We start from the raw sequence: 25334 nt of genomic DNA, 5'->3' as shown, positions 1-25334 counted from the left end.
TTAGGCGTTATCCTCTTTGATATATTTGCTGGTGGTGATCATCATAAGTACTAAGATTCCCATAACAGGTAAACCAACCAATACTGATGCAGTTTGCATACTTTTTAGCCCACCTAGGAACATTAAAGTCAGTGGTAATACGGCGATAGCAAAACACCAGAATAGTCGATTAGAACGTTCTGGTTCTTGGCCTTCACCTAGCTCTTTTGTTGTGGCACAAGCCATAACATAGGCGGCTGAGTCAAAGGTTGTTGCAAGTAATACTATGCCTGAAGCCGCCAGTGCAATCAGTACCAAGCCACTTGCTGGTAATGTTTTGAATAGCTCAATAATGGCAACCGCAACCCCTTTTGTATTGACCAGTTCAGACATAGGAAGTATGCCTTCCATTTGTAGATTAATACCGTATCCGCCTAGAACTATGTAGAAAAGGGCACAACCAGAAGAGCCATAAACCAGCATACCAAAGATAACTTCACGGATAGTACGACCACGAGAAATACGCGTCACAAACATACCCATGAATGGTGCGTACGCTACCCACCAAGCCCAATAGAAAACAGTCCAAGCTTGAGGGAAACCACTCTTCTCGACACTGTCAGTCCAAGTGCTCATCTTGATATAGTTTTCAGCCATATAGCCTAAAGAATCCATGCCTAAACCTAGGATGAATTTTGTTGGCCCTACGACAAATACATAAGCAACAATGGCAAGCGTTAATAACGTTGAGAAAGTACTTAGGCGTTTAATACCTTGAGAAAGACCAAGACCGCTACTTACAGAGAAAATTGCAGTACAAATAAGAATGACAGAGATGTCCATATAAGTGCCGCCGGCTACTCCTAAGACTTCTGCTAAAGCATTGCTTATCATAGGGGTGCCTAGGCCAAGAGAGGTGGCTGCTGCACCTAATACCCCAAAGATGAAGGTGTAATTGATAATGGTACCAAGAGGTCCGTCGACAAGGTCACCTAATGCACCACGGCATGATTCACTCACCTTATAGATGTGTTTTTGACGCACATAATAAATATATGAGATAGCAATTGTCGGCACACAGTAAAGTGCCCATGCAGTCGGGCCCCAATGGAATATGCCGTAGCCTTGCGCCACTGTGTACATTTCAGTGGTTTTAGCTTCGATACCAAAAGGAGTCCAAGCATAATGGTAGCCCCACTCAGTGCCGCCCCAAAGTAAAAGACCCGACGCAATACCAGCTAGAAAAACCATGGCTCCCCATGCACCTTTCGAGAACTCCGCTTCTGCATTTTTATCTGCACTTAGCTTGATATTGCCATGGCGAGAAAAAGCCAATGCCAATAAGAAAATAAGTGCACCAAGGCCTATGCCGAGAAAAGCAAAATCAAAGCTGTTTGTCATCCATTTAAAAAGCGCATTGATGGTTGTTTTAGCAGACTCTGGGAAGAGAATAATAGGTAATGCCATAGCAACAATGATCATTAAACTAATGACCTGCATTCTGCGATCGGTTTCAACGCTCGCAGTTTGAGTTTGGGTGTTTGATGCCCCGAGGTTTTGAGAAGACACGCTCATAATTTTTCCAACATATTGTTATTATTTAGTGGTTACCCTGACTGGCTTGGAAAGCGTTAAGCTTGCTGCATCAGTTGGGCGATTCGGTTACCGTCGATCGCTTGAAAATCAAGCGCTTCCATAATCGATATATGTGCAGCGAGGGCTGCTGCTTTTCCATATTCAAAGCATTGGGCTGTGACACGACAGCTTGCTAGTGCTTCGTGTTCACTGCTTAAACAGCGGCCCGCAACAATGAGGTTTTTGCCTTCTTTAGGCACTAAGGTATGAAAGGGAACTTCATAGTAGTCATCCACTAGCCATTCAGTTCTTGGTTTGTCGCCATAATGCAATTCAATCGGCCAAGCGCTTTTCACCATGGCATCTGAGAATTTTGCGCCTGAGACAACATCATGATTGGTTAAAGTTTTAACACCATCGATGGAGCGAGTTTGTCGAACACCCACTTCGGTGGCGTAATCAATAAAGTAGCTATTTTCACAGCCAGGCAAATTTGCCTTCATAAAATTGAAAAAAGCCTCAGCTTGATAAATTGAGAATTGCTCGGCTTCTGTATGATCGACAGGGTCAGTAACATCCAAAGCACGTTTGTCAAAACCTGTGATTTTCGTGGCATTAACGAGAAGCTCACCTGGGTTTACTGTAGGGAATAGCCAAACTTTTTTACGCAGTAGGTCATCTTCTGCTTCAAGCATGCTAACGACTTTTGGGGGGGAAATAGTGTTCTCACCCCAATAGTTTAGGTAAGTCTCCATATCCACATTACCGACTTTAAACATCATTGTTGGGTTTTGAATGATGCCGTTTTGACCCTTACGAGTTTTTTGCCCCAACTTGAATACCAAGTCTGCATCACCACTGGCATCGATAAAGCGTTTCGCTGATACAGAGGTAAAGCCAGATTTTGTATGAAGTACTAGGCCGGTAACTGTGTCTTTTTCAGAAATTACATCAACAACTTGAGTGTGATAAAGGACAGAAATGTTTGGTTGGCGAAGCATGTCAGTAGCGACTTTTTTGTATTTAGCACAATCATGAGTAGCAACCCAGGTTTTTCCGTATATTTGAGGCTCAGTTAAGCCACCTGCTGCATGCAAGGCATCACAAAAACGCCCTGCGAAACCAAATACAAGTTGTTCTGCTTGTACCTCACTTGGGTTCTCAACAGACTTATATAAACCACAGACTGTACCTGATAAGCCTGCGACAGCTGCACCACCACAAAAGCCTAAGCGCTCTATGATAAGCACTTTGAGATCCAGTTCGGCAGCGGTGACTGCTGCTGCGATACCAGCAGGGCCTGCGCCAGTGACAATAACGTCATAGTCACCAAAGCAAGGTAAGTCGGTTTTATAGTCAGCAGGGAGGTTGAGGCAATAGCTCATAGTTAGCACCAAATATGTTTATATTTATAGAATATATTTAAAATATATTTTAACTCTTGCTGCTGTCAAGCACTGTTTTACGACGGATTTAAATTTGCTTTCTTAATCAATTCGTTAGGTTTTAAAATAATTACGTGAGCTTATACATCGTGTAAATTTCAAAAAAGCGCTACAATCCCGCTTTTATCTAGGGAACCTGCGATTAAGTCACCTCTTCTCAGTCTTTTCAGAAAAAGTACCAATCAAGGCATCACTTTGAAGTAATGTAGGCACCTTTCAAAAAGGGATAACGCAGGGTGTTACTTTTTCTGTAAGACCCGAAGGGCGTGGTCTAAAAGCCCTATCTTGACGTTGAGGAGCTTATCAATAGAATGACTATTAAGTTGCGCTCCTCGCCATAAATCTAGGCGCTTTTATTCACATGCTGAGGCGGGTGGACTTATTCGCAGGTTCCCTAGCCTGTATACTTGTATATAAGTGCTGGTGAAGGCAGTGTATAAAGCGACAATAGAGTTGAAACGAAAGCTCATTGTTATCTTGGTAGTGGTTGAGGTTGTTGTGGAAGAAGATGATTTTTCATTGTTCGCGGAAGAAGTTGCGGGCATAAAACAAATGCGAAAAGATGAAGTCTATCTTGGCAAAAAAGGGCCGAGTGTAGATTTTAGTGAGCGCAAAAAAGCCGCCACAATCGAACCTGAAAAAGACAGCAATCACTTATCTGCAGACTATGTGGAAAAAGTCGACATCAACGATGTACTTGCCTACAAAAAAGATGGTGTACAAGAAGGGGTTTTTAAACGCTTACGCCAAGGGAAATATGGCATAGAATCCCGTTTAGATTTACATAGAAGGACGGTAAATCAGGCCCGAGAATTGGTGTATCAATTTGTGGGTGACTGTATGCGCAATGATATTCGCGTTGCTATTTTGGTGCATGGTAAAGGCGATCGTACGCCAGATAATCAAGCAACGCTTAAGAGCTACATTAATAAGTGGCTTAAAGACATGGGTGATGTCATGGCGTTTCATACCGCTCAACAATACCATGGTGGTTTAGGCGCCGTTTATATTCTTTTTAAGAAGAGCGAAAAAGCACGTCTTGAAGCCTGGGAGCAACATCAAAAGCGTTAATTCTTAACTTATCAGTGTCGTTATCTGGTAATTTTTCCTGTTATTTCACCTGTTTTATTCTAAGCCTGTCTTTGTTCGTGCAGTAAATACGACATTTTTGCTATAATCTTGGCAATTTGCTTAGACCACAAGAAGTTAATGGATTTAATTTTCATATAGAGGGGAGCACTTACATTCATGCTGGCCCTATTTAGTCTTTTTCAATTCAGAGGTAGATAATGACAACACATACAGCGCATCACCCAGCGTTTACCCTAGTGCGTAAAGAGTTTATCGATGCATTAAATGTTGAAGTGATTGAGTTTGAGCACAAGGTAACCGGTGCCAAGCATTTCCATATTGCCTCTGATAATGATGAGAACGTTTTTCTTGTTGGCCTAAAAACTGTGCCAACAGACTCTCGAGGTGTGGCACATATTCTAGAGCATACTGCACTTTGTGGCTCCGAGCGTTTCCCTGTTCGTGACCCTTTCTTCATGATGATTCGCCGTTCATTAAATACCTTTATGAATGCCTTCACTTCATCTGATTGGACGGCATATCCTTTTGCCAGTAAAAACAAAAAAGACTTTAAAAATTTACTTGATGTGTATCTTGATGCCGTCTTCTTCTCGCGCTTGGATAAACTAGACTTCTCCCAAGAAGGGCATCGCCTTGAGTTTGCTGAAATGGAAAACTCAGAGTCTGATTTAACGTTTAAAGGTGTTGTATTTAACGAAATGAAGGGGGCTATGAGTTCAACCAACTCTGTGCTTTGGCAAACCCTGACTAAGTACCTTTTTCCAAATAATACCTATCACTTTAACTCTGGTGGTGAGCCGACAGATATTCCTGATCTGTCCTATGATGATTTACTCAGCTTCTACCGTACCCATTACCATCCAACCAATGCTGTCTTTATGACATTTGGTGATTTACCAGCCGCTGAATTACAAACTGAATTCGAAGACAAGGTGCTATCGCGCTTTGAGCGTCTAGATCAAAAAGTGAGCGTAGATAATGCTAAGCGTTATTTCTCTCCGGTTCGGGTTGAAGAGGGCTATGCTGCTGATGAAGCGAAAGAAGATGCTAGCCATGTTGTTGTAGGTTGGTTGTTAGGTGAAAGTACAGACTTGAGCCAACAGTATGAAGCTGAGCTTTTATCTAATGTCTTATTAGATAACAGTGCTTCACCTTTGCGCCGTGCTTTAGAAAATACGGATTTAGGTAATGCGCCTTCTCCTCTTTGTGGCTTAGAAGATAGCAATAAAGAAATGAGCTTTATGTGTGGCCTTGAAGGTGTACGTAAAGAAGATAACGCTAAAGTTGAAAAGCTTGTTTTAGATGCGCTTGAGCAAATTGCCGAAGAGGGTGTTGCTCAAGAAATGGTTGAAGCCATGCTGCATCAATTGGAACTACATCAACGTGAAATCGGTGGTGATAGTTATCCTTATGGTCTGCAAATCATCTTGTCAGGGCTTTCAACAGCGGTGCATGAAGGTGATGTCATTGCTCAGTTAGATGTTGAGCCAGTGATTCGTGAATTACGTGAGCGTATTCAATCTCCTGGCTATATTGGCCAATTAATTAAAGATCTACTGTTAAGTAATGCGCATAGAGTAACTCTGACCTTAAGCCCAGATACTGAATTGGAAGGCCGTCGTAACCAAGCCGAATTAGATCGTCTTGCTTTAATCAAAGCGTCTTTAAGTGATCAAGATAAGCAAGATGTGATTGATTTGAGTTTGGCGCTTCAAGCAAGGCAATCACAAGTAGATGATATGAGCATCTTGCCTAAGGTTGGTCTAGAGGATGTGCCAGCAGAGCTTCCTAGTTACGAAAGCAAAAAAATCTCAGCCGATATCCCTGTGACCTTTTATCCGCAGGGTACAAATGGTCTTGTGTACGAACAATTGGTTATAGACCTGCCAGAACTAACTGAAAAAGAACGAGACCTGTTGCCTCTCTTCTCTTATGCCCTTGCAGAGCTAGGTTCTGGAGAGCAGAACTACCTTGCCGTGCAAGAAGCGCAAGCGCAAGTATGTGGTGGCATTGGAGCATCTAACTCAATACGCCCATTACTAGATGATAAGCAGCAAGTGGGCGCTTACTTTGTATTATCAAGTAAAGCGCTGGTTAATAAGTTCTCTGATATGAGTGACATCTTAAAGCAGACTTTCTTAGCGCCTCGCTTTGATGAGTTGCCTCGTTTACGTGAGCTTGTTGCTCAGCGTCGTGCTCGTCGTGAACAATCTATTACGGGACAAGGTCACTCTTTTGCCATGATGGCTGCATCAAGTGGTGCCAGTGGTTTCAATATGCAGCAAGAGTCTTGGGGTGGAATGACAGGAATTCGTGCACTAAAAGCGCTAGATGATTCCTTGAACGATGAAGCAAATGTTCAGGCTATGATGGATGTGTTTGCTTCTATTCATGCAAAACTTTTAACCTCATCTAAGCAGTTATTGCTGGTGGCTGAAGCTCAACATGAAAGCACCTTGCTAGAGTCTTTAAAGGCGAACTGGCAAGGTGTTGATGCGGGTGCGTGCGAACAAGGTTTCTCTATTCCTGCTGTTGATGAAAACCAAAAGGTCGCTTGGCTTACTGCGTCGCAGGTTAACTTCTGTGCTAAGTCTTTTGCAACCGTATCTGGTATCCACCCACATATTGCGCCTTTGACTGTATTAGGCGGCTTCTTACGTAATGGCTTCTTACATAGGGTTATTCGTGAGCAAGGTGGTGCTTACGGTGGTGGCGCAAGTTTTGACCCGACATCTGGTGCGTTTAAATTCTATAGCTATCGAGATCCTCGCTTAGTTGAGACCTTAGATGACTTTGATGCTTCAATTGAATGGCTGTTGAATGAAGAACATTCAGACCTTGCCTTAGAAGAAGCTATTTTAGGTGTGATCGGTTCTATGGATAAGCCAGGCTCGCCAGCAGGCGAAGCCCAAGGTGACTACTTCTTAGCGCTACATAAACGTACTAAAGAACAAAGAGAAGCCTTTAGGTCCGACATTCTTAACGTTAGCATTGCGCAACTAAAAGAAGTCGCGAAAACCTATTTGATAAAAGAAAATGAGAGTGTGGCTGTCATAAGCTCACCTAATAACAAGGATGTTTTACAAGAGTTAAATTTTGACATTCAAACTCTTTAATAAACATTTCAACTAGCGGAAAACTTAATGGATCAGTTTCAAGATATTCGCCCGTATAACGACGATGAAGTCGCTAAGGTACTGGCAAATTTAGTTAACACACAAGATTTTATCGATACGATTATAGGTTTTAGGTTTAAGCACTGGCCTGCAATGTTTAAAGGGCCTTTGTCATTCTTTGTCAAACTTGCCCTTAAAAAGCAAATGGCAAAAATCCACAATGTTCATGATTTCCAGTCCATCGTGAAGGGATACATGGATAGAATGATTAAAACAACCACAACTGAGGTTGAATATCGCGGTATTGAAAAGTTAGACAAAAGCGTAGGTCATTTATTTGTTTCTAATCACAGGGACATAGCAATGGACCCTGCGTTTGTGAACTATGGCCTGTACTTAAATGGCTTAAGCACAGTGCGTATTGCGATTGGTGATAACTTGCTGCGTCGACCATTTGTCTCTGATCTGATGCGTTTGAACAAAAGCTTCATTGTAAAACGCTCAGCAAATGGTGTGCGTGAAATGATGGCGGCTTTTACTCAGCTTTCTGGTTACATCAATCACTCGGTTGAAAGTGATTTGTGTAACCTATGGATAGCACAAAAAGAAGGGCGTGCTAAAGATGGTTTGGATAAGACCGACCCTGCCATCATTAAGATGTTCTACATGAGCAAGAAGAAAAAGATGAGCTTTGCTGAGGCAATGAAATCTTTGAATATTGTGCCAGTGTCTATTTCTTATGAATATGATCCTTGCGGTCTAGATAAAGCGGGCGAGCTTCATGAGAAAGCTGAAACCGGTAATTATGAAAAGTCTGAATTCGAAGATATCGACAGTATTAAGAACGGTATTGTTGGGAAAAAGGGGAAAGTAGTGATTACCTTTGGTGATCAAATTACCGAAGACTTTGAAACCCCAGATGATTTAGTGGCTGAAATTGATCGTCAAATCATAGCGAACTATGAAATTCACTCTAGTAACAAGAGTGCTCTCGCCATGCTAAATGGTGAATCAATAGATGACCAAGAATTTGCAGATTATATGGCTAATTGTCCGCCTGAATTGAAGCAAACTTTACTACAAATGTATGCAAACCCATTGATTCAAAAAAATCAGCTGGTAGATTAACCATCATTAATAATTGGTGCTGCTGAGTTAGGATCTGATTTCTGTAAGGAGTATTACAAAGAATGAGTTTAGGTGTATCCATTCGTTCGTGGGTTGGCTCGACGCTGTTTGGTATCAGCTATGTTGTCTCTACCGTGATTGCAGGTGTTGTGGCTCCGCCGATTGCACTGTGCTTTCCAGGTATACATAGACAAAAGGTCTTGAATGTTCACAATGCTATTTTGCTCTTCGCCTTTCGTATATTTTGCGGTGTGAAAGTGAATGTTCAGGGACGTGAGAATTTGGTTAAAGGTCGTTCCTATGTGATAGTTGCGAATCACCAAAGTGAGTGGGAAACCTATTTTCTTCAAGTACTCGTTACGCCACTTTCTACGGTACTCAAGAAAGAGCTTTTGTCGGTGCCGTTTTTTGGTTGGGGTTTACGTATGGTTCAGCCAATCGCGATAGATCGTAGCCAGAAATCAAATGCGTTAAAGCAGATTTTGAAACAAGGTAAAGAGCGACTATTGGGCGGGCGTTCTGTATTGATCTTCCCAGAAGGAACGCGAGTAAAAGCAGGCGAAGAGAAAAGCTTTAATAAGGGGGCTGCCATGCTAGCGACTTCTGCGGGCAAACCTATTTTACCTATCGTACATAATGCGGGTGAGATTTGGCCGGGTAAGAAGTGGCTAAAACAACCAGGTACTATCAATGTCATCATAGGTGAATCAATTGAAGTAGAAGGTAAAAAGACTGGCGATATGCATGAAGAGATGGAAGTCTGGATGCGAGAAAATATGGCTAAGGTAACGACAAAGTAGGTTTATTTAGCGATTGTCGTCAAGATAAGAAAAAGGGAGTGAACCTAGTGGGTCACTCCCTTTTATTATATCTGCTAATTATGCTTATCTAGAATTTTGGTTTGATAAAATCCGAGCAATAAAAAAGCCGCATAAGCGGCTTTTTTATTGTGTAGGTATAAGCCTACTACAGAATTAGTCTTCGTATTTCTTGAATACTAGGCTGGCATTTGTGCCGCCAAAACCAAAGCTGTTTGACATGATTTGCTTAAGGTTAGCATTATCGATGCGCTTAGTAACAACTGGAATATCACCAGCAGCTTCGTCAAGCTCATCAACGTTTGCTGACGCTACGATGAAGTCATTTTCCATCATAAGTAAGCTGTAAATTGCTTCGTGTACACCGGCTGCACCTAGAGAGTGGCCAGATAGTGATTTAGTTGAACTGATTTTTGGGATGTCGCCACCAAAAGTTTCGTTCACAGCTTGAAGCTCTTTCATGTCGCCAGCAGGAGTACTTGTACCGTGAGTGTTGATGTAATCAATATCACCCTCAGTTGTGCTCATAGCCATTTGCATGCAGCGTACAGCGCCTTCACCAGATGGAGCAACCATGTCGTAGCCATCAGATGTTGCACCGTAACCCACTAGCTCACCGTAGATTTTAGCGCCACGAGCTTTAGCGTGTTCTAGTTCTTCAACAACAAGCATGCCGCCACCACCTGCGATAACGAAACCATCACGGTTAGCGTCATATGCACGAGAAGCAACTTCTGGTGTGTCATTGTATTTAGAAGATAGTGCACCCATAGCATCAAACATGCAGGTTTGAGTCCAGCTTTCTTCTTCACCACCGCCAGCAAAAACAACATCTTGTTTGCCTAGCTGAATAAGTTCCATAGCGTTACCGATACAGTGAGCACTAGTAGAACAAGCAGAAGTGATTGAGTAGTTAACACCTTTAATTTTAAATGGTGTTGCAAGGCAAGCAGAAACTGTACTACCCATAGTTTGAGTAACACGGTAAGGGCCAACACGTTTAACGCCTTTATTACGTAATGTGTCTGCTGAATCAACTAGGTTACCAGCGGACGCACCACCAGAACCAGCGATCAAACCTGTACGAACATTAGATACTTGTTCTTCTGTTAGGCCAGAATCTGTGATTGCTTGTTGCATAGATACATAAGCATAAGTGGCAGCAGGGCCCATGAAACGACGAGTTTTACGGTCGATCATTTCATCAGAATCTAGGTCGATACGGCCACATACGTGACTGCGGAAGCCCATTTCTTTGTAATCATCCGCAAAACGAATGCCAGATTTGCCTTCAAGCAAAGAGTTTAAAACGCTCTCTTTGTCATTACCAAGACAGCTTACGATACCAAGACCAGTTACAACTACGCGACGCATAGGGTGTGCCTCTCTATTCTTAATCTTTAGAAATTGTCAGTTGAAGTAAACAAACCGACACGCAAATCAGTTGCTGTGTAGATCTCTCGACCATCAACACAAACGCTTCCATCTGCGATTCCCATTACTAGTTTACGCTCGATAACACGTTTTAAAGTAATGCGGAAAGTGACTTTTTTTGCTGTAGGTAGGATTTGACCTGTGAATTTAACTTCACCTGAACCTAGAGCGCGACCACGTCCTTTATTGCCTTTCCATCCAAGGAAGAAGCCAACTAGCTGCCACATGGCATCAAGACCTAGACAACCAGGCATTACTGGATCACCTGGGAAGTGGCAATCGAAAAACCAAAGATCAGGATTGATGTCTAGCTCAGCAATGATTTCACCTTTACCAAATTCACCGCCATCAACGGTTATGTTGGTGATTCTGTCGATCATTAGCATGTTGCCAACAGGTAGTTGTGCATTACCTGCGCCGAACATTTCGCCATGGCCGCACTTTAAAAGTTCGTCTTTCTCAAACGATGATTGAGTAGTCATTATATTCCTATTGCTACTTTAAGTAGGTTGACCTAAGTGTCTATCCACTTTTCAGTAGTTCAGTTATCAATTTTTAATCGGGCAAATTATATCGGTTAAGGGCGAAAATATGAATGTTTGAGTGCAAAAAAACCAATTTCGTTAAAAAAACTACTGAATTAAATGTTTATGGAGGTTTACTAGTGTGTGTTTTTTGATCTTTAAGGGGTGCGCCTTTCTTTTTGATATAACTTTTTTGTCAAAAGTGTTTTATGTTACATTCTCTTTTGTTATTTCACTTTGTGATGTTTTTTTACCTTATCTAGACACTAAATTGTACTGATTAGGCTTATTTTTGATGCTGGAGTTGAAGATGGAGAGTACAAAACTGGCCCAAATCAGAGCGTGGCAAGCAGAGCTAATGCAATGGGAATATAAGATAGATGCGAATATGTCTTTGCGTGGAAAAACGTCTCTAGTTCGAAATGGTGAGAATGATCAAGAGGTTGATGACGGTAAGCCAATATTACATTTCTTACATGGAAATGGCTTTGCTTCTTTAACTTATGCTGAACTGCTTATGCCGCTTGCGGGTGAATATAAGATCTTTACCCAAGATGCGTCTGGGCATGGATTAAGTGGTGTAGATAAGCGTTTTGTTGGTTGGAATAAAACAGCTGAAAGATGCTTGCAAGCAGCACAACAACATTTGCCAAAGAGTCAGCCCAAAATAGGTTTTGCTCACAGCTTTGGTGGTTGCCTGACTATGCTAATGGCCGCTCAATTACCTGACTATTTTGATCGTTTGATTATTCTTGATCCTGCTCTTTTTCCACCAAAAATGCTTTGGTTAATTAGAGGGATGCGTTTCTCTGGTTTAATGACGCAGGTACCTATGGTGAAACAAGCTAAAAGGCGCAAGGACAGTTGGCCTAATATTGAAAGTGCACGTAAGTACTTTACTGGGCGAGGTACATTCAAAGGCTGGACCGACGAGAGTTTGTCTTGTTATTTAGATAACTCACTCAAAGTTGATGGAGCTGGCTGTAGTCGCTTGGTTTGTCCTCCTTGGATGGAATCTGCCATCTTTGCCAGTTACCCTAAACGTCTTTGGAAAAGCCTGACAGAGTTACAAGTACCAACAACCATTATCGCAGGGAAAGATACTTTGCCTTTTTTTAAGCAGTCTTATGCCCATGCGGCAAAAGTGAATCGGAATATTGACTTGCTTGAAGTTGAAGGTGGTCATTGTTTTATGCTGGAACGGCCAGATGAAATAGCAGCCCTAGTGAAATCACTTATTGGGCAGGTTTGATACGTGCTTTTGAATGAGCATAAAAAAGAGCCAGCATAATGTATGCTGGCTCTTTGGGCTTTAACCTTGCAGTATCTTCTTAGTTACGACGATTAACGGATGCTTTTGCTAAGTCGATAAGAGCTACTTTATATGGCGAGTCATCAAGAGGAGCTAGTGCATCGATTGCCAATTGTGCTTGGGCTTGCGCTGCTTTCTCTGTGTACTCAATAGCACCGCATGCTTGCACATCAGAAATGATGGCATCCAGTTGCTCTAAGCCACCTGTTTCTATTGCATTACGAACTCTGTTGGCTGCATCTGTCGGTGCTGTTCGCATAGTGTAGATCAGAGGTAGTGTTGGTTTACCTTCAGCAAGGTCATCTCCAACATTTTTACCCATCTCTTCAGCTGTGCTGGTGTAATCCATTACGTCATCAATAAGTTGGAAAGCAGTACCAACATAAGTGCCATAGTTCGCTAAAGCTTGCTGTTGCTCTTTATTCGCATCTGCCACTATCGCGCCACAAAGTGCTGCGCCTTCAAACAGTTTCGCCGTTTTATATTGGATTACCTTAAGGTAGCTCTCTTCTGATGTGCTAGGGTCTCCACAGTTAATTAACTGTTGGACTTCGCCTTCTGAGATGATGTTGGTCGTTTCTGCCAAGATTTGCATACACTGCATGCTGCCAACTTCAACCATAATCTGAAAGGCGCGAGAATAAAGAAAGTCACCGACTAAAACGCTAGGTGCGTTGCCCCATTCTTCGTTCGCTGTTTTTTTACCACGGCGCATATCGGATTCATCGACTACATCATCATGTAGCAAGGTTGCTGTGTGGATAAACTCTATGATGGTTGCCATCTTGACCATATTGTCTTGATAGCTAGCGTCATTAGGTTTACCACAAGCGCGGGCAGCCATTAACACCAATAATGGACGTAATCTCTTACCGCCATTGCTAATAATGTAATAACCAATTTGCTCGATGAGCGGAATTTCACTTTTTAACTGGGATAAAATGTGGTCATTAACAAGACTAAATTCGTTATTAACGACCGCATGTATAGAGTTGGACGACATTAAATTTTTTCCAAGCTGGCTATTTTCCTAGCGAGTTTTCGGTCTGAAAACCGCAAGATTGCCACATGCTAGGTAAGGAGGGGGAAAGGGTCAACCCAAATCTCAAAATATGCGTGATAAATGTCTATATGTCTTGTTTTTACTGGTGTGATTTTGTACAATCCTGCGTCCGATTTATCCACATTTTGCTCCCTATCATATGGTGATTAAATTTTGGTGAGTTCTTGAGTCTCAATTCATGAGCTTTTTGAAATTTAGGCCACTAGAAGTAGGTCAAATAAAATCCAGTAGCCGGATAAATCTAATTGGAGAAAAACATGTTTGCAGTGATCAAAACCGGCGGTAAGCAATACCGTGTTCAAGAAGGCCAAGTCCTTAAGGTTGAAAAACTGGCAGTTGAAGCTGGTGGTAGCGTTGATTTCAACGAAGTACTACTAGTTAGCAATGGCGACGACGTTAAAGTTGGCGCACCAGTTGTTGAAGGCGTAAAAGTTGCAGCGGAAGTTGTATCTCATGGCCGCGGTGACAAAGTTAAGATTCTTAAATTCCGTCGTCGTAAGCACTCTATGAAGCGTCAAGGTCACCGTCAGTGGTTTACTGAAGTTAAAATCACAGCGATTGGCTAATACGTAACAAATTCAAAATTAAGGGGTAGATTATGGCTCATAAAAAGGCGGGTGGTAGTACTCGTAACGGTCGCGACTCGGAGTCGAAACGATTAGGTGTTAAACGTTTCGGTGGCCAAGTTGTGATTCCAGGTAACATTCTTGTTCGTCAGCGTGGTACTCAATTCCACCCTGGTGCAGGTGTTAAGATCGGTAAAGATCACACTTTATTCGCTGTGACTGAAGGTCAAGTGAAGTTCGAAGTGAAAGGTAAGTTTAAGCGTCGTACAGTTTCTGTAGTAGCAGCTTAATACTCGACCGAGTAAGAAAGAGCTCCGCTGTGGCGGGGCTTTTTTTTTGGAAAAATTATATAATAGATTTTTTGAGTGGTGCGAGCTTGTTTGCATCACTGATACTGTAATACACACCTAAGAGGTGATTCTGTGAAATTCGTTGATGAAGCCAGTATTTATGTACGGGCGGGCAAAGGTGGAAACGGTTGTTTAAGCTTTTGGCGTGAAAAATTTATTGCTAAAGGTGGCCCTGACGGCGGTGATGGTGGTGATGGTGGTAGTGTGCTTTTAGAGGCAGATGCTGCGCTCAATACCTTGATTGATTACCGCTACACTCGTCGCTACCAAGCTGAAACTGGTGAAGGTGGTAAGGGTCAAGATTGTACTGGTGCCAAAGGTGCTGACTTGACGCTAAAGGTGCCGGTGGGTACTACTATTATTGACGAAGACACAGGTGAAACTCTTGGTGACCTGACTCATGATGGCGAAACGCTTTGTGTGGCTCAAGGCGGCCATAGAGGTTTGGGTAATGTACGCTTTAAATCCAGTACTAACCGTGCGCCACGCCAAACAACGAAAGGCACTGAAGGTGAAGAACGTAACCTTAAGCTTGAGATGAAAGTCTTAGCTGATGTTGGTTTGCTGGGTTTGCCAAATGCGGGTAAGTCTACTTTTATTCGTTCTGTTTCAGCGGCTAAGCCTAAAGTGGCGGATTACCCTTTTACGACGCTTGTGCCTAACTTGGGTGTTGTGAAAGTAAAGCAACATCAAAGTTTTGTTATTGCGGATATCCCCGGCATTATTGAGGGTGCTGCTGATGGTGCGGGTTTAGGTATTCGATTCTTGAAGCATCTAGTGCGTAACCGTATCTTGTTACATTTGGTTGATATGGCGCCTTGGGATGAAGTGACGCCTGCTCAAGCTGCTCAGGTTGCAGTGAATGAATTACATCAGTTTAGCCCTGTATTGGCTGGGCGTGAGCGTTGGTTGGTACTAAATAAAATCGATATGGTGCCGGCTGAAGAGCTAGAAGAGCGTTGTCAGGCGGTCATCGATGCATTGGGCTGGGAAGGCAAAACCTATCGTATTTCAGCAATTTCAGGGGAAGGTACTCAAGTTCTGTGTTTGGATTTGATGACGAAGCTGGATGAAATGCGTCAGTTGCTAGAAGACAGTGAAGAAGCGCGTGAAGCAGAAGAAGCTATGCGTTTGCAAATTGATGAAGAAGGTCGAGAGCGAATTAACTCTTACCGTATGGCTAAGCGTGCCGAGGCGCATGCAGCTAAAGAGGCGGCAGAGGATGATGACGACTTCGATGATGATGATTACGATGTTGATGTGGAATATGTCCGTTAAGGGTGTGTTCGCTCGATATTAAGTTTTGAAAATAAGGCATCTTGATTTTGGTTAAGGTGCCTTATTTTTTGGTCCTTTGGTGGGGAAGGCGAAAAGAGAATGTCACAAAATATTTCAAGAGAAAAAATTGCTCAAGCTCAGCGTATTGTAGTGAAGATTGGTAGTGCTTTGCTGACCAATGATGGGCAAGGTTTAGATGTAGGGCGAATTGGTGATTGGGTGGAGCAGATAGCTCAGTTGCGCGCTATGGGTAAAGAGGTTGTATTGGTTTCGTCTGGCTCAATCGCGGCTGGTATGAGGCGCTTAGGCTTTACGAAGAGGCCGACTCAGGTAAATGAGTTACAAGCGTCTGCAGCGGTGGGGCAGATGGAGTTGGTTGGTGTGTATGAGTCTCATTTTGTGAAGCATGACCTGCATACAGCGCAAATTTTGTTAACGCATGATGACTTGTCTAATCGTCGTCGTTATTTGAATGCTAGGTCTGCGTTGCGAACCTTGTTGAGTTTAGGGGCAGTCCCCATCGTCAATGAAAACGATACTGTTGTGACGGACGAAATCCGCTTTGGTGATAATGATACTTTGGGTGCTTTGGTTGCCAATCTTGTTGAGGCAGACCTTTTGATTATACTGACTGACCAGCAGGGCTTGTTTGATAAAAATCCAAGAGATCATGCTGATGCGACATTAATTTCACATGCATTAGCGTCTGATGAAAGACTAGAGTCTATGGCTAGTGGTGGTGCTGGTGTTTTGGGGAGTGGTGGCATGCTAACTAAAGTGAAAGCGGCAAGTTTGGCTGCACGTTCTGGTGCAGATACCTTGATTGCTTCTGGGCGAGAGCAGAATGTGGTTGCTCGTTTGATGCAGGCAGAGTTGCTGGGTACTTGGTTGCAGCCTGAGCAAGAAAGGTTGGTTGCTCGTAAGCAGTGGTTGGCTGGGCACCTTAAGGCGCGTGGGACGCTAACGCTAGATAAAGGGGCTGTTAAGGCACTGAAGTCAGGTGGGAGTAGTCTATTGCCTGTAGGTGTGAAAGACGCATCAGGTGACTTTACTCGTGGTGAAATGGTTGTTTGTGTGAGTGAGGTGGGTGAGATAGTGGCGCGAGGATTGGTTAACTATTCTGTGGCTGAATCTTTGAAGCTACTAGGAAAGCCATCTTCTAAGATAGGTGAAGTGTTGGGTTATGAAGGTGAGCCAGAGTTAATTCATCGTGATGATCTAGTTATTGTTTAAATTAAATGGGGAATAGGCATGGCAAAGCCGAGTAAAACTGGGTTGACGAGAGTGATAGATGCAACAGGTTATTCGTTTCAGGGATTGAAGGCTCAGTGGAAGCATGAGGCGGCTTTTAGGCAGGAGATTTGTCTATTCTTGCTTGCGTTGCCATTCGCTTTGTATTTTGGTGAAACTGGGCTTGAGCGTGCTTTATTGATTTTTGTAGTTGGGCTTGTGGTCATAGTTGAAACGATTAATTCAGCAATGGAGGCTGTTGTTGATCGTGTGGGAGATGAGTATCACGAGCTCTCTGGAAGGGCGAAGGATATGGGCTCTGCTGCTGTATTTTTAGCTTTGGTATTAGCGGGTTCGGTATGGTTGCTAGTATTGGTACCAAAATATATGGCTTAGCCATATATTTCAGACATAAAAAAACCGGCTGATGCCGGTTTTTTTAATGCGACTTGAAAATCAATTAAGCAGCTAGTGCTTTGATTTTTGCGCTTAAACGGCTCTTATGACGAGACGCTTTGTTTTTGTGGTAAAGACCTTTACCAGCAGCTTTGTCCATTTGAGACGTTGCTGCAACGAATGCTGCTTGAGCGTCCGCTTGGTTACCTGCTTCAATAGCAGCATCTACTTTTTTCAGGTATGTGCGCACCATAGAGCGCAGGCCACCATTGTGAGCGCGACGCTTGATAGCCTGGCGTGCACGTTTTTTTGATCCGGCGGAATTTGCCACTGTCTGGCTCCTTTGAATTCTTTAAAATGAAACGAAGACGCACTCTGCGTCTTCGAGGAATAAATGTCAAGTAATACTTGAAAATCTCGCGGCGAATTTTACCAGCTTTTCACTTTACCACAACCCCCTGTTGAGTACTTTTTATCACATTTAGCGTGGCTTTTTGCTTATTCCCTTTGGTGTTGAGGTGTTATCCTTGCTGAAATTTTAAAAAATCATGTTTTGGATGGATATGGAATCACCGAACCTCGAAAAAAAGCCAGGATCAAAAGTGGCTAAAAAAAGCGCTTCCTTACTTAGATCTGGTGTTCTTGTCTCCATCTGTACCATGCTGTCGCGCGTATTAGGTTTGGTGCGAGATGCTGCTTTAGCATTTGTATTGGGGGCAAGTGGTAGTGCTGATGCTTTCTATGTCGCGTTTAAAATTCCAAACTTCCTGCGCCGCTTATTTGCAGAGGGGGCCTTTGCGCAAGCTTTTGTACCTGTATTAAGTGACTATAAGGTGAATCAAGGGCAGGCCGCCGTAAAGGAGCTGGTCTCTGCTGTTTCTGGCTCTTTAGGTTTGGTCTTGTTGTTGGTCAGTGCCTTGTTTATGGCCTTCTCCCCTTGGGTGGTTTATGTATTTGCTCCTGGTTTTGCTGATAATGCTGAGCAGCTAGCTTTAGCGTCTGATCTTTTGACTATTACGTTTCCATATCTCATGTTTATTTCCTTAACAGCTTTAGCAGGTGGGATACTAAATAGTCATGATGAGTATGCTATTCCAGCGATTACCCCCATTTTTCTAAACTTGTCCTTGATTGTTGCGACTGTGTTTTTTGCAAATAACGCTTTGCAGAAAGAAACTGCGATAGCTTGGGGTGTGTTTGCTGCAGGCGCCTTGCAGCTTGCTTTTCAGTTGCCTTTCTTGGCTAAGCTTAATCTGTTACCTATGCCTAGCTTGGGGTTCTCTCACCCAGGTGTTAAGCGCATTTTTAAACTTATGCTACCTGCTTTGTTCGGCGTGTCTGTTAGTCAAATCAATTTGTTATTAGATACAATTTTGGCCTCCTTTCTGCAAACAGGCAGTATTACTTGGTTGTACTTGTCTGATCGTTTATATGAATTGCCACTTGGGATTTTTGCTATCGCAATAAGTACAGTTATTTTGCCTTCGTTATCTCGCAGTTTTGTTGGTGAGGAATCTGAACGCTTTACCTCAACTCTAGATTGGGGGTTAAGGACTGTGCTACTTATTGCTGTGCCATCTTCGCTTGCGCTTTATCTTTTGGCTGAGCCTCTAATTGCGACAATCTTCTATCGTGGTGCGCTAACGGTTCATGATGTCTCTATGGCAGCAGTGAGTTTGCAGGCTTACTCGGTGGGCTTGGTGTTTATGATGCTCATTAAGGTGCTGGCGCCAGCTTATTATGCAAGGCAAGATACAAAAACTCCGGTGAAGATTGGTATTATCGCTATGGTGGCTAATATGGCTTTTAACCTTATTTTGGTTGGGCCTTTTGGGCATGTTGGTTTGGCTATGGCCACAACGCTGTCTGCTGCTTTAAACGCGTTTCTTTTGTGGCACGGCTTGAGAAAAAGGTCGCTGCATCAGTTTAACTCAGATTGGATTAAACCTTGTTTCGCTATTTTGTTGGGCGTTTCTTGTTTGGCGGGTCTTTTGTTGTGGCACAACGCTCTAGCAGTTGATTGGACTCAATTGCCTGATTTGGAGCGAGTATGGCGAATTGCGTTAGTGGTTATTGTTGGTGTGTTGGTTTATTTTGCTGGACTGTTTTTAGGTGGTTTTAGGCCGAGAATGCTAAAAGCCTAATCCTTTGCTATCGCTTAGTTCTAATGATTTTTGAGTAATTTGGCCTAACAGTCCCTATATACTAATAGGATTTCGGGGCATGGCTATCGTCTCTCAATTAACTGCTATATAATCTCGATTATTTTTTCAGCGAAACGTCTTTCTCTTTGATGGGGCAATATGGAGTTAATTCGGGGTATTCATAATATCCGACAACAACATCGTCAGTGTGTATTGACCATTGGTAATTTTGATGGGGTACATCTTGGGCATCAAGCGATTCTCAAACGAGTAAAAGAGTTGGCGCAAAAGTATCAAGTGCCATCTTGCATTATGATTTTTGAGCCTCAACCAAGAGAATACTTTGCCGGTATGAAAGCACCGGGAAGGATTAGCCGTTTACGGGATAAATTACGTTTTTTGCAAGAGCAAGGTATAGATTACGTTCTGTGCATGCCTTTCAATAAAAAGATTCAAGAATTAGATGCTGAAGCATTCTGTCAGACTATTTTGCAGAACGGCTTGGCAGTGCAACATTTGGTTGTAGGTGATGACTTCCGTTTTGGTTGTGATCGCCAAGGTGATTTTAGTTATTTAAATGAATTCGGTCAGCGACATCAGTTTGCTGTTGAAAATACACCTTCGGTCTTGTCTGATGAAGGTGAACGAATTAGCAGCTCTTTGGTGAGAGAGAGTTTGGCTCATGGGCAGATGGTGAAAGCCGAAGCTTTATTGGGGCATCCTGTCATTTTATCGGGGCGTGTTGTTCATGGTCAGAAGTTAGGTCGTACACTCGGCTTTCCAACGGCTAATGTACATTTGAAAATTGCGAGCCCTGCCATGAGTGGGGTTTATGCAGTACAGCTTGTAAAACAAGGTGTTGCTTATAACGGTGTTGCCAATATAGGTTGTCGGCCTACGGTAAATGGTGTGACACCAATATTAGAAGTGCACTTATTCGAATATCAAAGCTCTTTATACGATGATTATGTGTTGGTGCATTTTTGCCACTATATTCGAGAAGAGCGAAAAATGTCTGGCTTAGATGAGCTAGTTAAACAAATTCAATGTGACAAAGAAGCCGCTCAGCACTTCTTTGCAAATCAGTAACCTGATAATCAGCACCCTGATGATCTTTGAGGAAAAATCGAAAAACCATGAGTGATTATAAACCAACTCTGAATTTGCCAAATACTGACTTCCCTATGCGTGGAGACTTGGCAAAACGTGAACCAGCTATGCTTAAGCATTGGCAGGATATCGACCTGTATCAGAAAATTCGAGATACCAGTAAAGGTCGTAAATCTTTTATTTTGCATGATGGTCCTCCATATGCGAATGGCGATATTCATATTGGTCACGCAGTTAATAAAATCCTCAAAGATATTATTGTTAAATCTAAAACAGTAAGTGGTTTTGATGCGCCTTATATCCCAGGCTGGGATTGCCACGGTTTGCCTATCGAGCACAAAGTTGAGCAAATGATAGGTAAGGCTGGCACTAAAGTGACTCATAAAGAGTTCCGCGCTAAGTGTCGCGAATATGCTTTGACGCAAGTGAATGGACAGAAGAAAGATTTTATTCGTCTTGGTGTTATGGGTGATTGGGATAAACCTTATCTAACCATGAACTTTGAGACGGAAGCTAATATAGTAAGAGCGCTTGGCAAGATTGCTGATAATGGCCACCTAGTAAAAGGTTTTAAACCAGTTTATTGGAGTGTGGTTGGTGGCTCTGCATTGGCTGAAGCTGAAGTTGAGTATCAGGACAAAACATCCTTATCTCTTGATGTTCGTTTTGTTGTTGCTGATCAAGATGCTGTATTGGCTAAATTTACAGATGTTGAAGGTGAAGGTCAGGTATCGGTTGTTATCTGGACCACAACACCTTGGACATTACCTGCCAACCAAGCAGTTTCTCTACATGCAGAGTTTAACTATGCTTTGGTTGAGCTTGACCTTGGCACTGGTAAAGAGCGTCTTATCCTAGCTGAAGACATGGTTGAAGGCATAATGGGTCGTTACGGTGTTGAAGAATATCGTATCGTTGGTCGTGCTAAAGGTGATGTGCTAAATGGCACGTTAATGCAGCATCCATTTGCTGGTCGCCAAGTGCCTGTGATTTTAGGTGATCATGTGACCACTGAAGCGGGTACTGGTGCAGTGCATACAGCGCCTGATCATGGTGTAGATGACTTTAATGTTGGTCGTGCTAACGGTTTAGGCACACTTAACCTAGTCAATGATGGTGGTGTATATACTGATGCAGCGGGTGCTTTTGCAGGTCAGCATGTTTATAAAGTTGATGCCGCTATCCTTGAAGCCCTAGAAGAAAACAAAGCATTAGTTAAGCAAGATAAAATCTTCCACAGTTATCCACATTGCTGGCGTACCAAAACACCGCTAATTTATCGTGCAACGCCACAGTGGTTTATCAGTATGACCGAAGAAGGTTTACAGGATAAAGCGCTAGATGCGGTAGAAGGCGTAAGCTGGGTGCCTAGCTGGGGTCAGAATCGTATTGAAGGTATGCTAAAAAACAGTCCAGATTGGTGTGTTTCTCGTCAGCGTACTTGGGGTGTGCCAATTACCTTGTTTATCAATAAAGATACACAAGAACTTCACCCTGAAACAACTCGCCTAGTTGAAGAGGTTGCTAAGCGTATAGAAAAAGAAGGTATTGATGCTTGGTTCGATTTAGATGCGGCGGAACTGCTAGGTGACGATGCAGATAAATACAGCAAGGTTACTGACACATTAGATGTTTGGTTTGACTCTGGTGTTACTCACTATTCAGTGATTGATCAACGCGACGAGCTAACTTTCCCTGCTGATCTTTATTTAGAAGGTTCTGACCAGCACCGTGGTTGGTTCCAATCTTCTTTGAAGACATCTATCGCTGTTCGTGGCGTGGCACCATACAAACAAGTTTTGACTCATGGTTTCACCGTTGATGGTGACGGCCGTAAGATGTCTAAATCTTTAGGAAATGTTTTATCTCCTCAGAAGGTGATGAATAGCCTAGGTGCTGACATCATTCGTCTTTGGGTTGCTGCAACAGATTACACAACTGAAATGACAGTGTCTGATGAGATTCTTAAGCGTGTTGCTGACTCTTATCGTCGTATTCGTAATACAGCTCGTTTCATGATGGCAAACTTGAATGGTTTCGACCCTGTTACTGATATGGTCGCGCCTGCAGATATGCTGTCTTTGGATAGTTGGGTAGTTGATCGTGCAGCACAATTGCAAAAAGAGATTGATCAGGCTTATAACGACTACCAATTCCATACAGTAAACCAAAAGATCCAGAACTTCTGTTCAGAAGATCTTGGCAGTTTCTATTTGGATATTATTAAAGACCGTCAATACACAACTCAAGAAAACAGTCTTGCCCGTCGTTCAGCGCAAACGGCTTTGTTCCATGTTATGGAAGCCTTCACTCGTTGGATTTCTCCAATCTTGAGTTTTACTGCTGATGAAATCTGGCGCTCTATGCCTGGTGAGCGTGCCGAATCTGTGTTCTTAGAAACTTGGTATGAAGGTTTAGTTGAGTTAGACGGTAGTGAAGCGCAAGGTCGAGAATTCTGGAAGCAGATCCTTGAAGCGAAAGTGGCGACTAATAAGGTATTGGAAGCTGCTCGTAGTGAAGGTAAGATCAAAGCAAGCTTGAGTGCTGAAATTACCCTTTACTGTGATGATGCACTAACGACTAACTTGAATGTATTGGGTGAAGAATTAAGGTTCGTATTGATTGCATCTAATGTCACTGTGAAGCCACTGGATCAAGGTGGTGATGACGCTGTCGCATCAGAGATGGAAGGTCTTAAAGTTAGTGTTCAGCTAAGTGAAAAAGCGAAGTGTGTGCGTTGCTGGCACCATAGGGAAGAAGTGGGTCAACGTGAGGCACATCCTGAGCTTTGTGATCGTTGTATCAGTAACTTGCCTGATGGAGAAGGTGAAAAACGCCTTTACGCTTAATGACCAAGTCTTTTGTATGGCAACAACTCCAGCGCTGGTGGGCGCTGGCGTTAGTTATTTTTGGCTTAGATTGGCTGGTTAAGCAATGGGTCGATACTAGCTTGCGATATGGGCAGGAAATTCCTGTCCTACCTTTTTTTGATATTACCCTGAGGTACAATACTGGTGCAGCGTTTAGCTTTCTTGCAGATGCTGGAGGCTGGCAGCGATGGTTCTTCTCTATTATTGCTATTGTGGTTGTGATTGGAATTAGCTGGCGATTAGTAAAGATTGCCTCATCCAATTACTGGGAGGCCTTATCTTTAACTCTTATATTGGGTGGTGCGATAGGAAATCTTTATGATCGACTTGCCTACGGTCATGTTGTTGACTATCTACAATTCCATTGGCAACAAACCTGGTACTTTCCCGCTTTTAATATTGCCGATTCGGCCATCACTTTAGGTGTAATTGTGATGTTGCTAGAAGGCTATCTGAATAAAAAATTTACGAACAAGAGCAAATGATAATGATTTCAAAAACAAGCCAGATCACAATGCATTTTGAGTTGGCATTAGAAGATGGTCAGTTAGTTGACAGTAATTTTGATAAAGCGCCTGCTGAATTTAAGTTTGGTGATGGCAGCTTGCTGGAAGCATTTGAAGATGTTTTGCTTGGTTTGAAAGAAGGTGATGAGTGTGAATTCACCATGCCTCCTGAAAAAGCGTTTGGTCAGCATAATCCAAATAATGTTCAGACAATGCCGCGCAGCCAATTCGATATGGATCTTGAAGAAGGCATGATAGTGTCTTTTGCTGATGTGGGTAAGAATGAATTACCTGGTGTGATTGCTTCAATTGCTGAAGATGAAGTAACAGTAGATTTTAATCATCCTTTAGCAGGTCGCACACTTACTTATCGAGTTAAAATAGTATCTGTATCGGAGTCTGTATGAGCTTTGCTATCCAGCTAGCAAACCCGAGAGGTTTTTGCGCAGGTGTGGATCGCGCGATTGATATTGTTAATCGCTGTCTAGATTTATTTGAGGCACCTATCTATGTTCGCCATGAAGTTGTGCATAACAAATTTGTGGTTGAGTCTTTAAAGGCGCGCGGAGCTGTCTTCGTTGATGAGCTGGATCAAGTGCCTGATGATAACTTGGTTATCTTTAGTGCTCATGGTGTATCTAAGGCTGTGAGGCTTGAAGCTGAAAATCGTGGCCTTAAAGTGTTTGATGCTACATGCCCGTTAGTAACTAAAGTACACCTAGAAGTAGTGCGCTATTCTCGTGATGGTATGGAGTGCGTGCTTATTGGGCACGATGGGCACCCTGAAGTTGAGGGTACCATGGGGCAGTATGACTATAGTAAAGGTGGGCATATCTACTTGGTAGAAAGCCCAGAAGATGTTGCTAAGCTTAAAGTTAAAAATCCAGAGAAGTTAGCTTTTGTCACTCAGACTACGCTATCTATGGATGATGCATCCGTTGTTATTGACTCTTTACGTGAGCATTTTCCTTTAATACGCGGCCCTAAGAAAGACGATATCTGCTATGCAACTCAAAATCGTCAAGATGCGGTTAAGAAGTTGGCAGAAGAGTCGTCATTAGTATTGGTCGTTGGCTCGGTAAATAGCTCTAACTCGAATCGACTAAAAGAATTGGCTGAGCGTATGGGAACAACTGCCTACCTAATCGATAATGCAGCTGAAATTAAATGCGAATGGTTAAAAGGTATAGATAGTATCGGTATTACTGCTGGTGCATCGGCGCCTGAAGTCTTGGTCCAAGAAGTGATTGCGCGATTGGAGGAAGAAGGTGGCGAAAGCCCGAAAGAATTGGCTGGCCAAGAAGAGAATGTCTCCTTTTCTATTCCAAAAGAGTTAAGAATTGTCGATTTGACTAAATAAAGATCAGAAAATGTACGTTTTGCTATTTATTTGAATTA

Annotated in this window: 22 protein-coding genes; 16 read left to right on the top strand and 6 right to left on the bottom strand. The window is 42.8% G+C overall.

Features of this window, described 5'->3' with window-relative positions; genetic code table 11:
* Positions 1 to 1554 (bottom strand): BCCT family transporter, encoded by a 1554-nt coding sequence (locus TW85_RS23520; protein WP_052702396.1) that lies wholly within the window; start codon positions 1552 to 1554, stop codon positions 1 to 3.
* A 56-nt stretch (positions 1555 to 1610) separates the two neighbouring features.
* Complete coding sequence (locus TW85_RS23515; RefSeq protein WP_046019603.1) at positions 1611 to 2939, bottom strand: FAD-dependent oxidoreductase; 1329 nt, start codon at positions 2937 to 2939, stop codon at positions 1611 to 1613.
* A gap of 492 nt (positions 2940 to 3431) precedes the next feature.
* On the opposite strand from TW85_RS23515, the gene smrA reads away from it, so the two are divergent.
* The 4 genes from smrA to TW85_RS23495 all read left to right on the top strand — a co-directional run bounded on the left by smrA (position 3432) and on the right by TW85_RS23495 (position 9135).
* Positions 3432 to 4070, top strand: a complete 639-nt coding sequence (gene smrA, locus TW85_RS23510) for a DNA endonuclease SmrA (protein ID WP_238326287.1) — start codon at positions 3432 to 3434, stop codon at positions 4068 to 4070.
* Positions 4071 to 4288: 218 nt separating this feature from the next.
* Positions 4289 to 7207 (top strand): insulinase family protein, encoded by a 2919-nt coding sequence (locus TW85_RS23505; protein ID WP_046019602.1) that lies wholly within the window; start codon positions 4289 to 4291, stop codon positions 7205 to 7207.
* Between the two features lie 27 nt (positions 7208 to 7234).
* A complete protein-coding gene (locus TW85_RS23500; protein ID WP_046019601.1) occupies positions 7235 to 8335 on the top strand; it encodes a 1-acyl-sn-glycerol-3-phosphate acyltransferase in 1101 nt (366 codons plus the stop codon).
* A 62-nt stretch (positions 8336 to 8397) separates the two neighbouring features.
* Complete coding sequence (locus TW85_RS23495) at positions 8398 to 9135, top strand: lysophospholipid acyltransferase family protein (RefSeq protein WP_046019600.1); 738 nt, start codon at positions 8398 to 8400, stop codon at positions 9133 to 9135.
* A gap of 174 nt (positions 9136 to 9309) precedes the next feature.
* On the opposite strand, the gene fabB is transcribed toward TW85_RS23495, so the two are convergent.
* Both fabB and fabA read right to left on the bottom strand, forming a co-directional pair.
* Positions 9310 to 10527, bottom strand: a complete 1218-nt coding sequence (fabB, locus tag TW85_RS23490; RefSeq protein WP_046019599.1) for a beta-ketoacyl-ACP synthase I — start codon at positions 10525 to 10527, stop codon at positions 9310 to 9312.
* 26 nt (positions 10528 to 10553) lie between these two features.
* Positions 10554 to 11069 carry a bifunctional 3-hydroxydecanoyl-ACP dehydratase/trans-2-decenoyl-ACP isomerase gene (gene fabA, locus TW85_RS23485; protein ID WP_046019598.1) on the bottom strand — a complete coding sequence of 172 codons (516 nt, stop codon included), beginning with the start codon at positions 11067 to 11069 and terminating at the stop codon, positions 10554 to 10556.
* Between the two features lie 352 nt (positions 11070 to 11421).
* On the opposite strand from fabA, the gene TW85_RS23480 reads away from it, so the two are divergent.
* On the top strand, positions 11422 to 12363 hold the full coding sequence (locus TW85_RS23480) for an alpha/beta hydrolase (RefSeq protein WP_052702395.1): 942 nt from the start codon (positions 11422 to 11424) through the stop codon (positions 12361 to 12363).
* A gap of 79 nt (positions 12364 to 12442) precedes the next feature.
* On the opposite strand, the gene TW85_RS23475 is transcribed toward TW85_RS23480, so the two are convergent.
* Positions 12443 to 13426 (bottom strand): polyprenyl synthetase family protein, encoded by a 984-nt coding sequence (locus TW85_RS23475; RefSeq protein WP_046019597.1) that lies wholly within the window; start codon positions 13424 to 13426, stop codon positions 12443 to 12445.
* A 317-nt stretch (positions 13427 to 13743) separates the two neighbouring features.
* Here TW85_RS23475 and rplU point away from each other — a divergent pair, with 317 nt between their 5' ends.
* The 5 genes from rplU to TW85_RS23450 all read left to right on the top strand — a co-directional run bounded on the left by rplU (position 13744) and on the right by TW85_RS23450 (position 17306).
* A complete protein-coding gene (gene rplU / locus TW85_RS23470) occupies positions 13744 to 14052 on the top strand; it encodes a 50S ribosomal protein L21 (protein WP_046019596.1) in 309 nt (102 codons plus the stop codon).
* A 32-nt stretch (positions 14053 to 14084) separates the two neighbouring features.
* Positions 14085 to 14342 (top strand): 50S ribosomal protein L27, encoded by a 258-nt coding sequence (gene rpmA / locus TW85_RS23465; protein WP_009836263.1) that lies wholly within the window; start codon positions 14085 to 14087, stop codon positions 14340 to 14342.
* A gap of 132 nt (positions 14343 to 14474) precedes the next feature.
* The gene (gene cgtA, locus TW85_RS23460; RefSeq protein ID WP_046019595.1) at positions 14475 to 15680 is read left to right on the top strand and encodes an Obg family GTPase CgtA; all 1206 of its coding nucleotides are present in this window, start codon (positions 14475 to 14477) and stop codon (positions 15678 to 15680) included.
* A 99-nt stretch (positions 15681 to 15779) separates the two neighbouring features.
* The gene (gene proB / locus TW85_RS23455) at positions 15780 to 16913 is read left to right on the top strand and encodes a glutamate 5-kinase (RefSeq protein ID WP_046019594.1); all 1134 of its coding nucleotides are present in this window, start codon (positions 15780 to 15782) and stop codon (positions 16911 to 16913) included.
* A gap of 18 nt (positions 16914 to 16931) precedes the next feature.
* The gene (locus TW85_RS23450) at positions 16932 to 17306 is read left to right on the top strand and encodes a diacylglycerol kinase (RefSeq protein WP_046019593.1); all 375 of its coding nucleotides are present in this window, start codon (positions 16932 to 16934) and stop codon (positions 17304 to 17306) included.
* 64 nt (positions 17307 to 17370) lie between these two features.
* On the opposite strand, the gene rpsT is transcribed toward TW85_RS23450, so the two are convergent.
* A complete protein-coding gene (gene rpsT / locus TW85_RS23445) occupies positions 17371 to 17637 on the bottom strand; it encodes a 30S ribosomal protein S20 (protein WP_009836308.1) in 267 nt (88 codons plus the stop codon).
* A gap of 271 nt (positions 17638 to 17908) precedes the next feature.
* On the opposite strand from rpsT, the gene murJ reads away from it, so the two are divergent.
* The 6 genes from murJ (at position 17909) to ispH (ending at position 25296) form a co-directional block, all read left to right on the top strand.
* Entirely contained in the window at positions 17909 to 19450 is a 1542-nt protein-coding gene (murJ, locus tag TW85_RS23440) for a murein biosynthesis integral membrane protein MurJ (RefSeq protein ID WP_343251992.1), read from the top strand.
* Between the two features lie 159 nt (positions 19451 to 19609).
* Positions 19610 to 20539 carry a bifunctional riboflavin kinase/FAD synthetase gene (gene ribF / locus TW85_RS23435; RefSeq protein WP_046019592.1) on the top strand — a complete coding sequence of 310 codons (930 nt, stop codon included), beginning with the start codon at positions 19610 to 19612 and terminating at the stop codon, positions 20537 to 20539.
* Positions 20540 to 20586: 47 nt separating this feature from the next.
* Positions 20587 to 23409, top strand: a complete 2823-nt coding sequence (ileS, locus tag TW85_RS23430) for an isoleucine--tRNA ligase (RefSeq protein ID WP_046019591.1) — start codon at positions 20587 to 20589, stop codon at positions 23407 to 23409.
* The gene (lspA, locus tag TW85_RS23425; protein WP_046019590.1) at positions 23409 to 23915 is read left to right on the top strand and encodes a signal peptidase II; all 507 of its coding nucleotides are present in this window, start codon (positions 23409 to 23411) and stop codon (positions 23913 to 23915) included. Before ileS ends, lspA begins: the two co-directional genes overlap by 1 nt.
* A complete protein-coding gene (gene fkpB, locus TW85_RS23420) occupies positions 23912 to 24343 on the top strand; it encodes an FKBP-type peptidyl-prolyl cis-trans isomerase (RefSeq protein ID WP_046019589.1) in 432 nt (143 codons plus the stop codon). The genes lspA and fkpB overlap by 4 nt, the downstream gene beginning before the upstream one ends.
* Complete coding sequence (ispH, locus tag TW85_RS23415) at positions 24340 to 25296, top strand: 4-hydroxy-3-methylbut-2-enyl diphosphate reductase (protein WP_046019588.1); 957 nt, start codon at positions 24340 to 24342, stop codon at positions 25294 to 25296. Before fkpB ends, ispH begins: the two co-directional genes overlap by 4 nt.
* Positions 25297 to 25334 lie beyond the last annotated feature (38 nt).

Origin of the sequence: Marinomonas sp. S3726 (genome assembly GCF_000967665.1) — a bacterium.
Taxonomy (GTDB): domain Bacteria; phylum Pseudomonadota; class Gammaproteobacteria; order Pseudomonadales; family Marinomonadaceae; genus Marinomonas.
The sequence above is the reverse complement of the archived record's forward strand: the minus strand, read 5'-3'. Positions and strand labels throughout refer to the sequence as shown.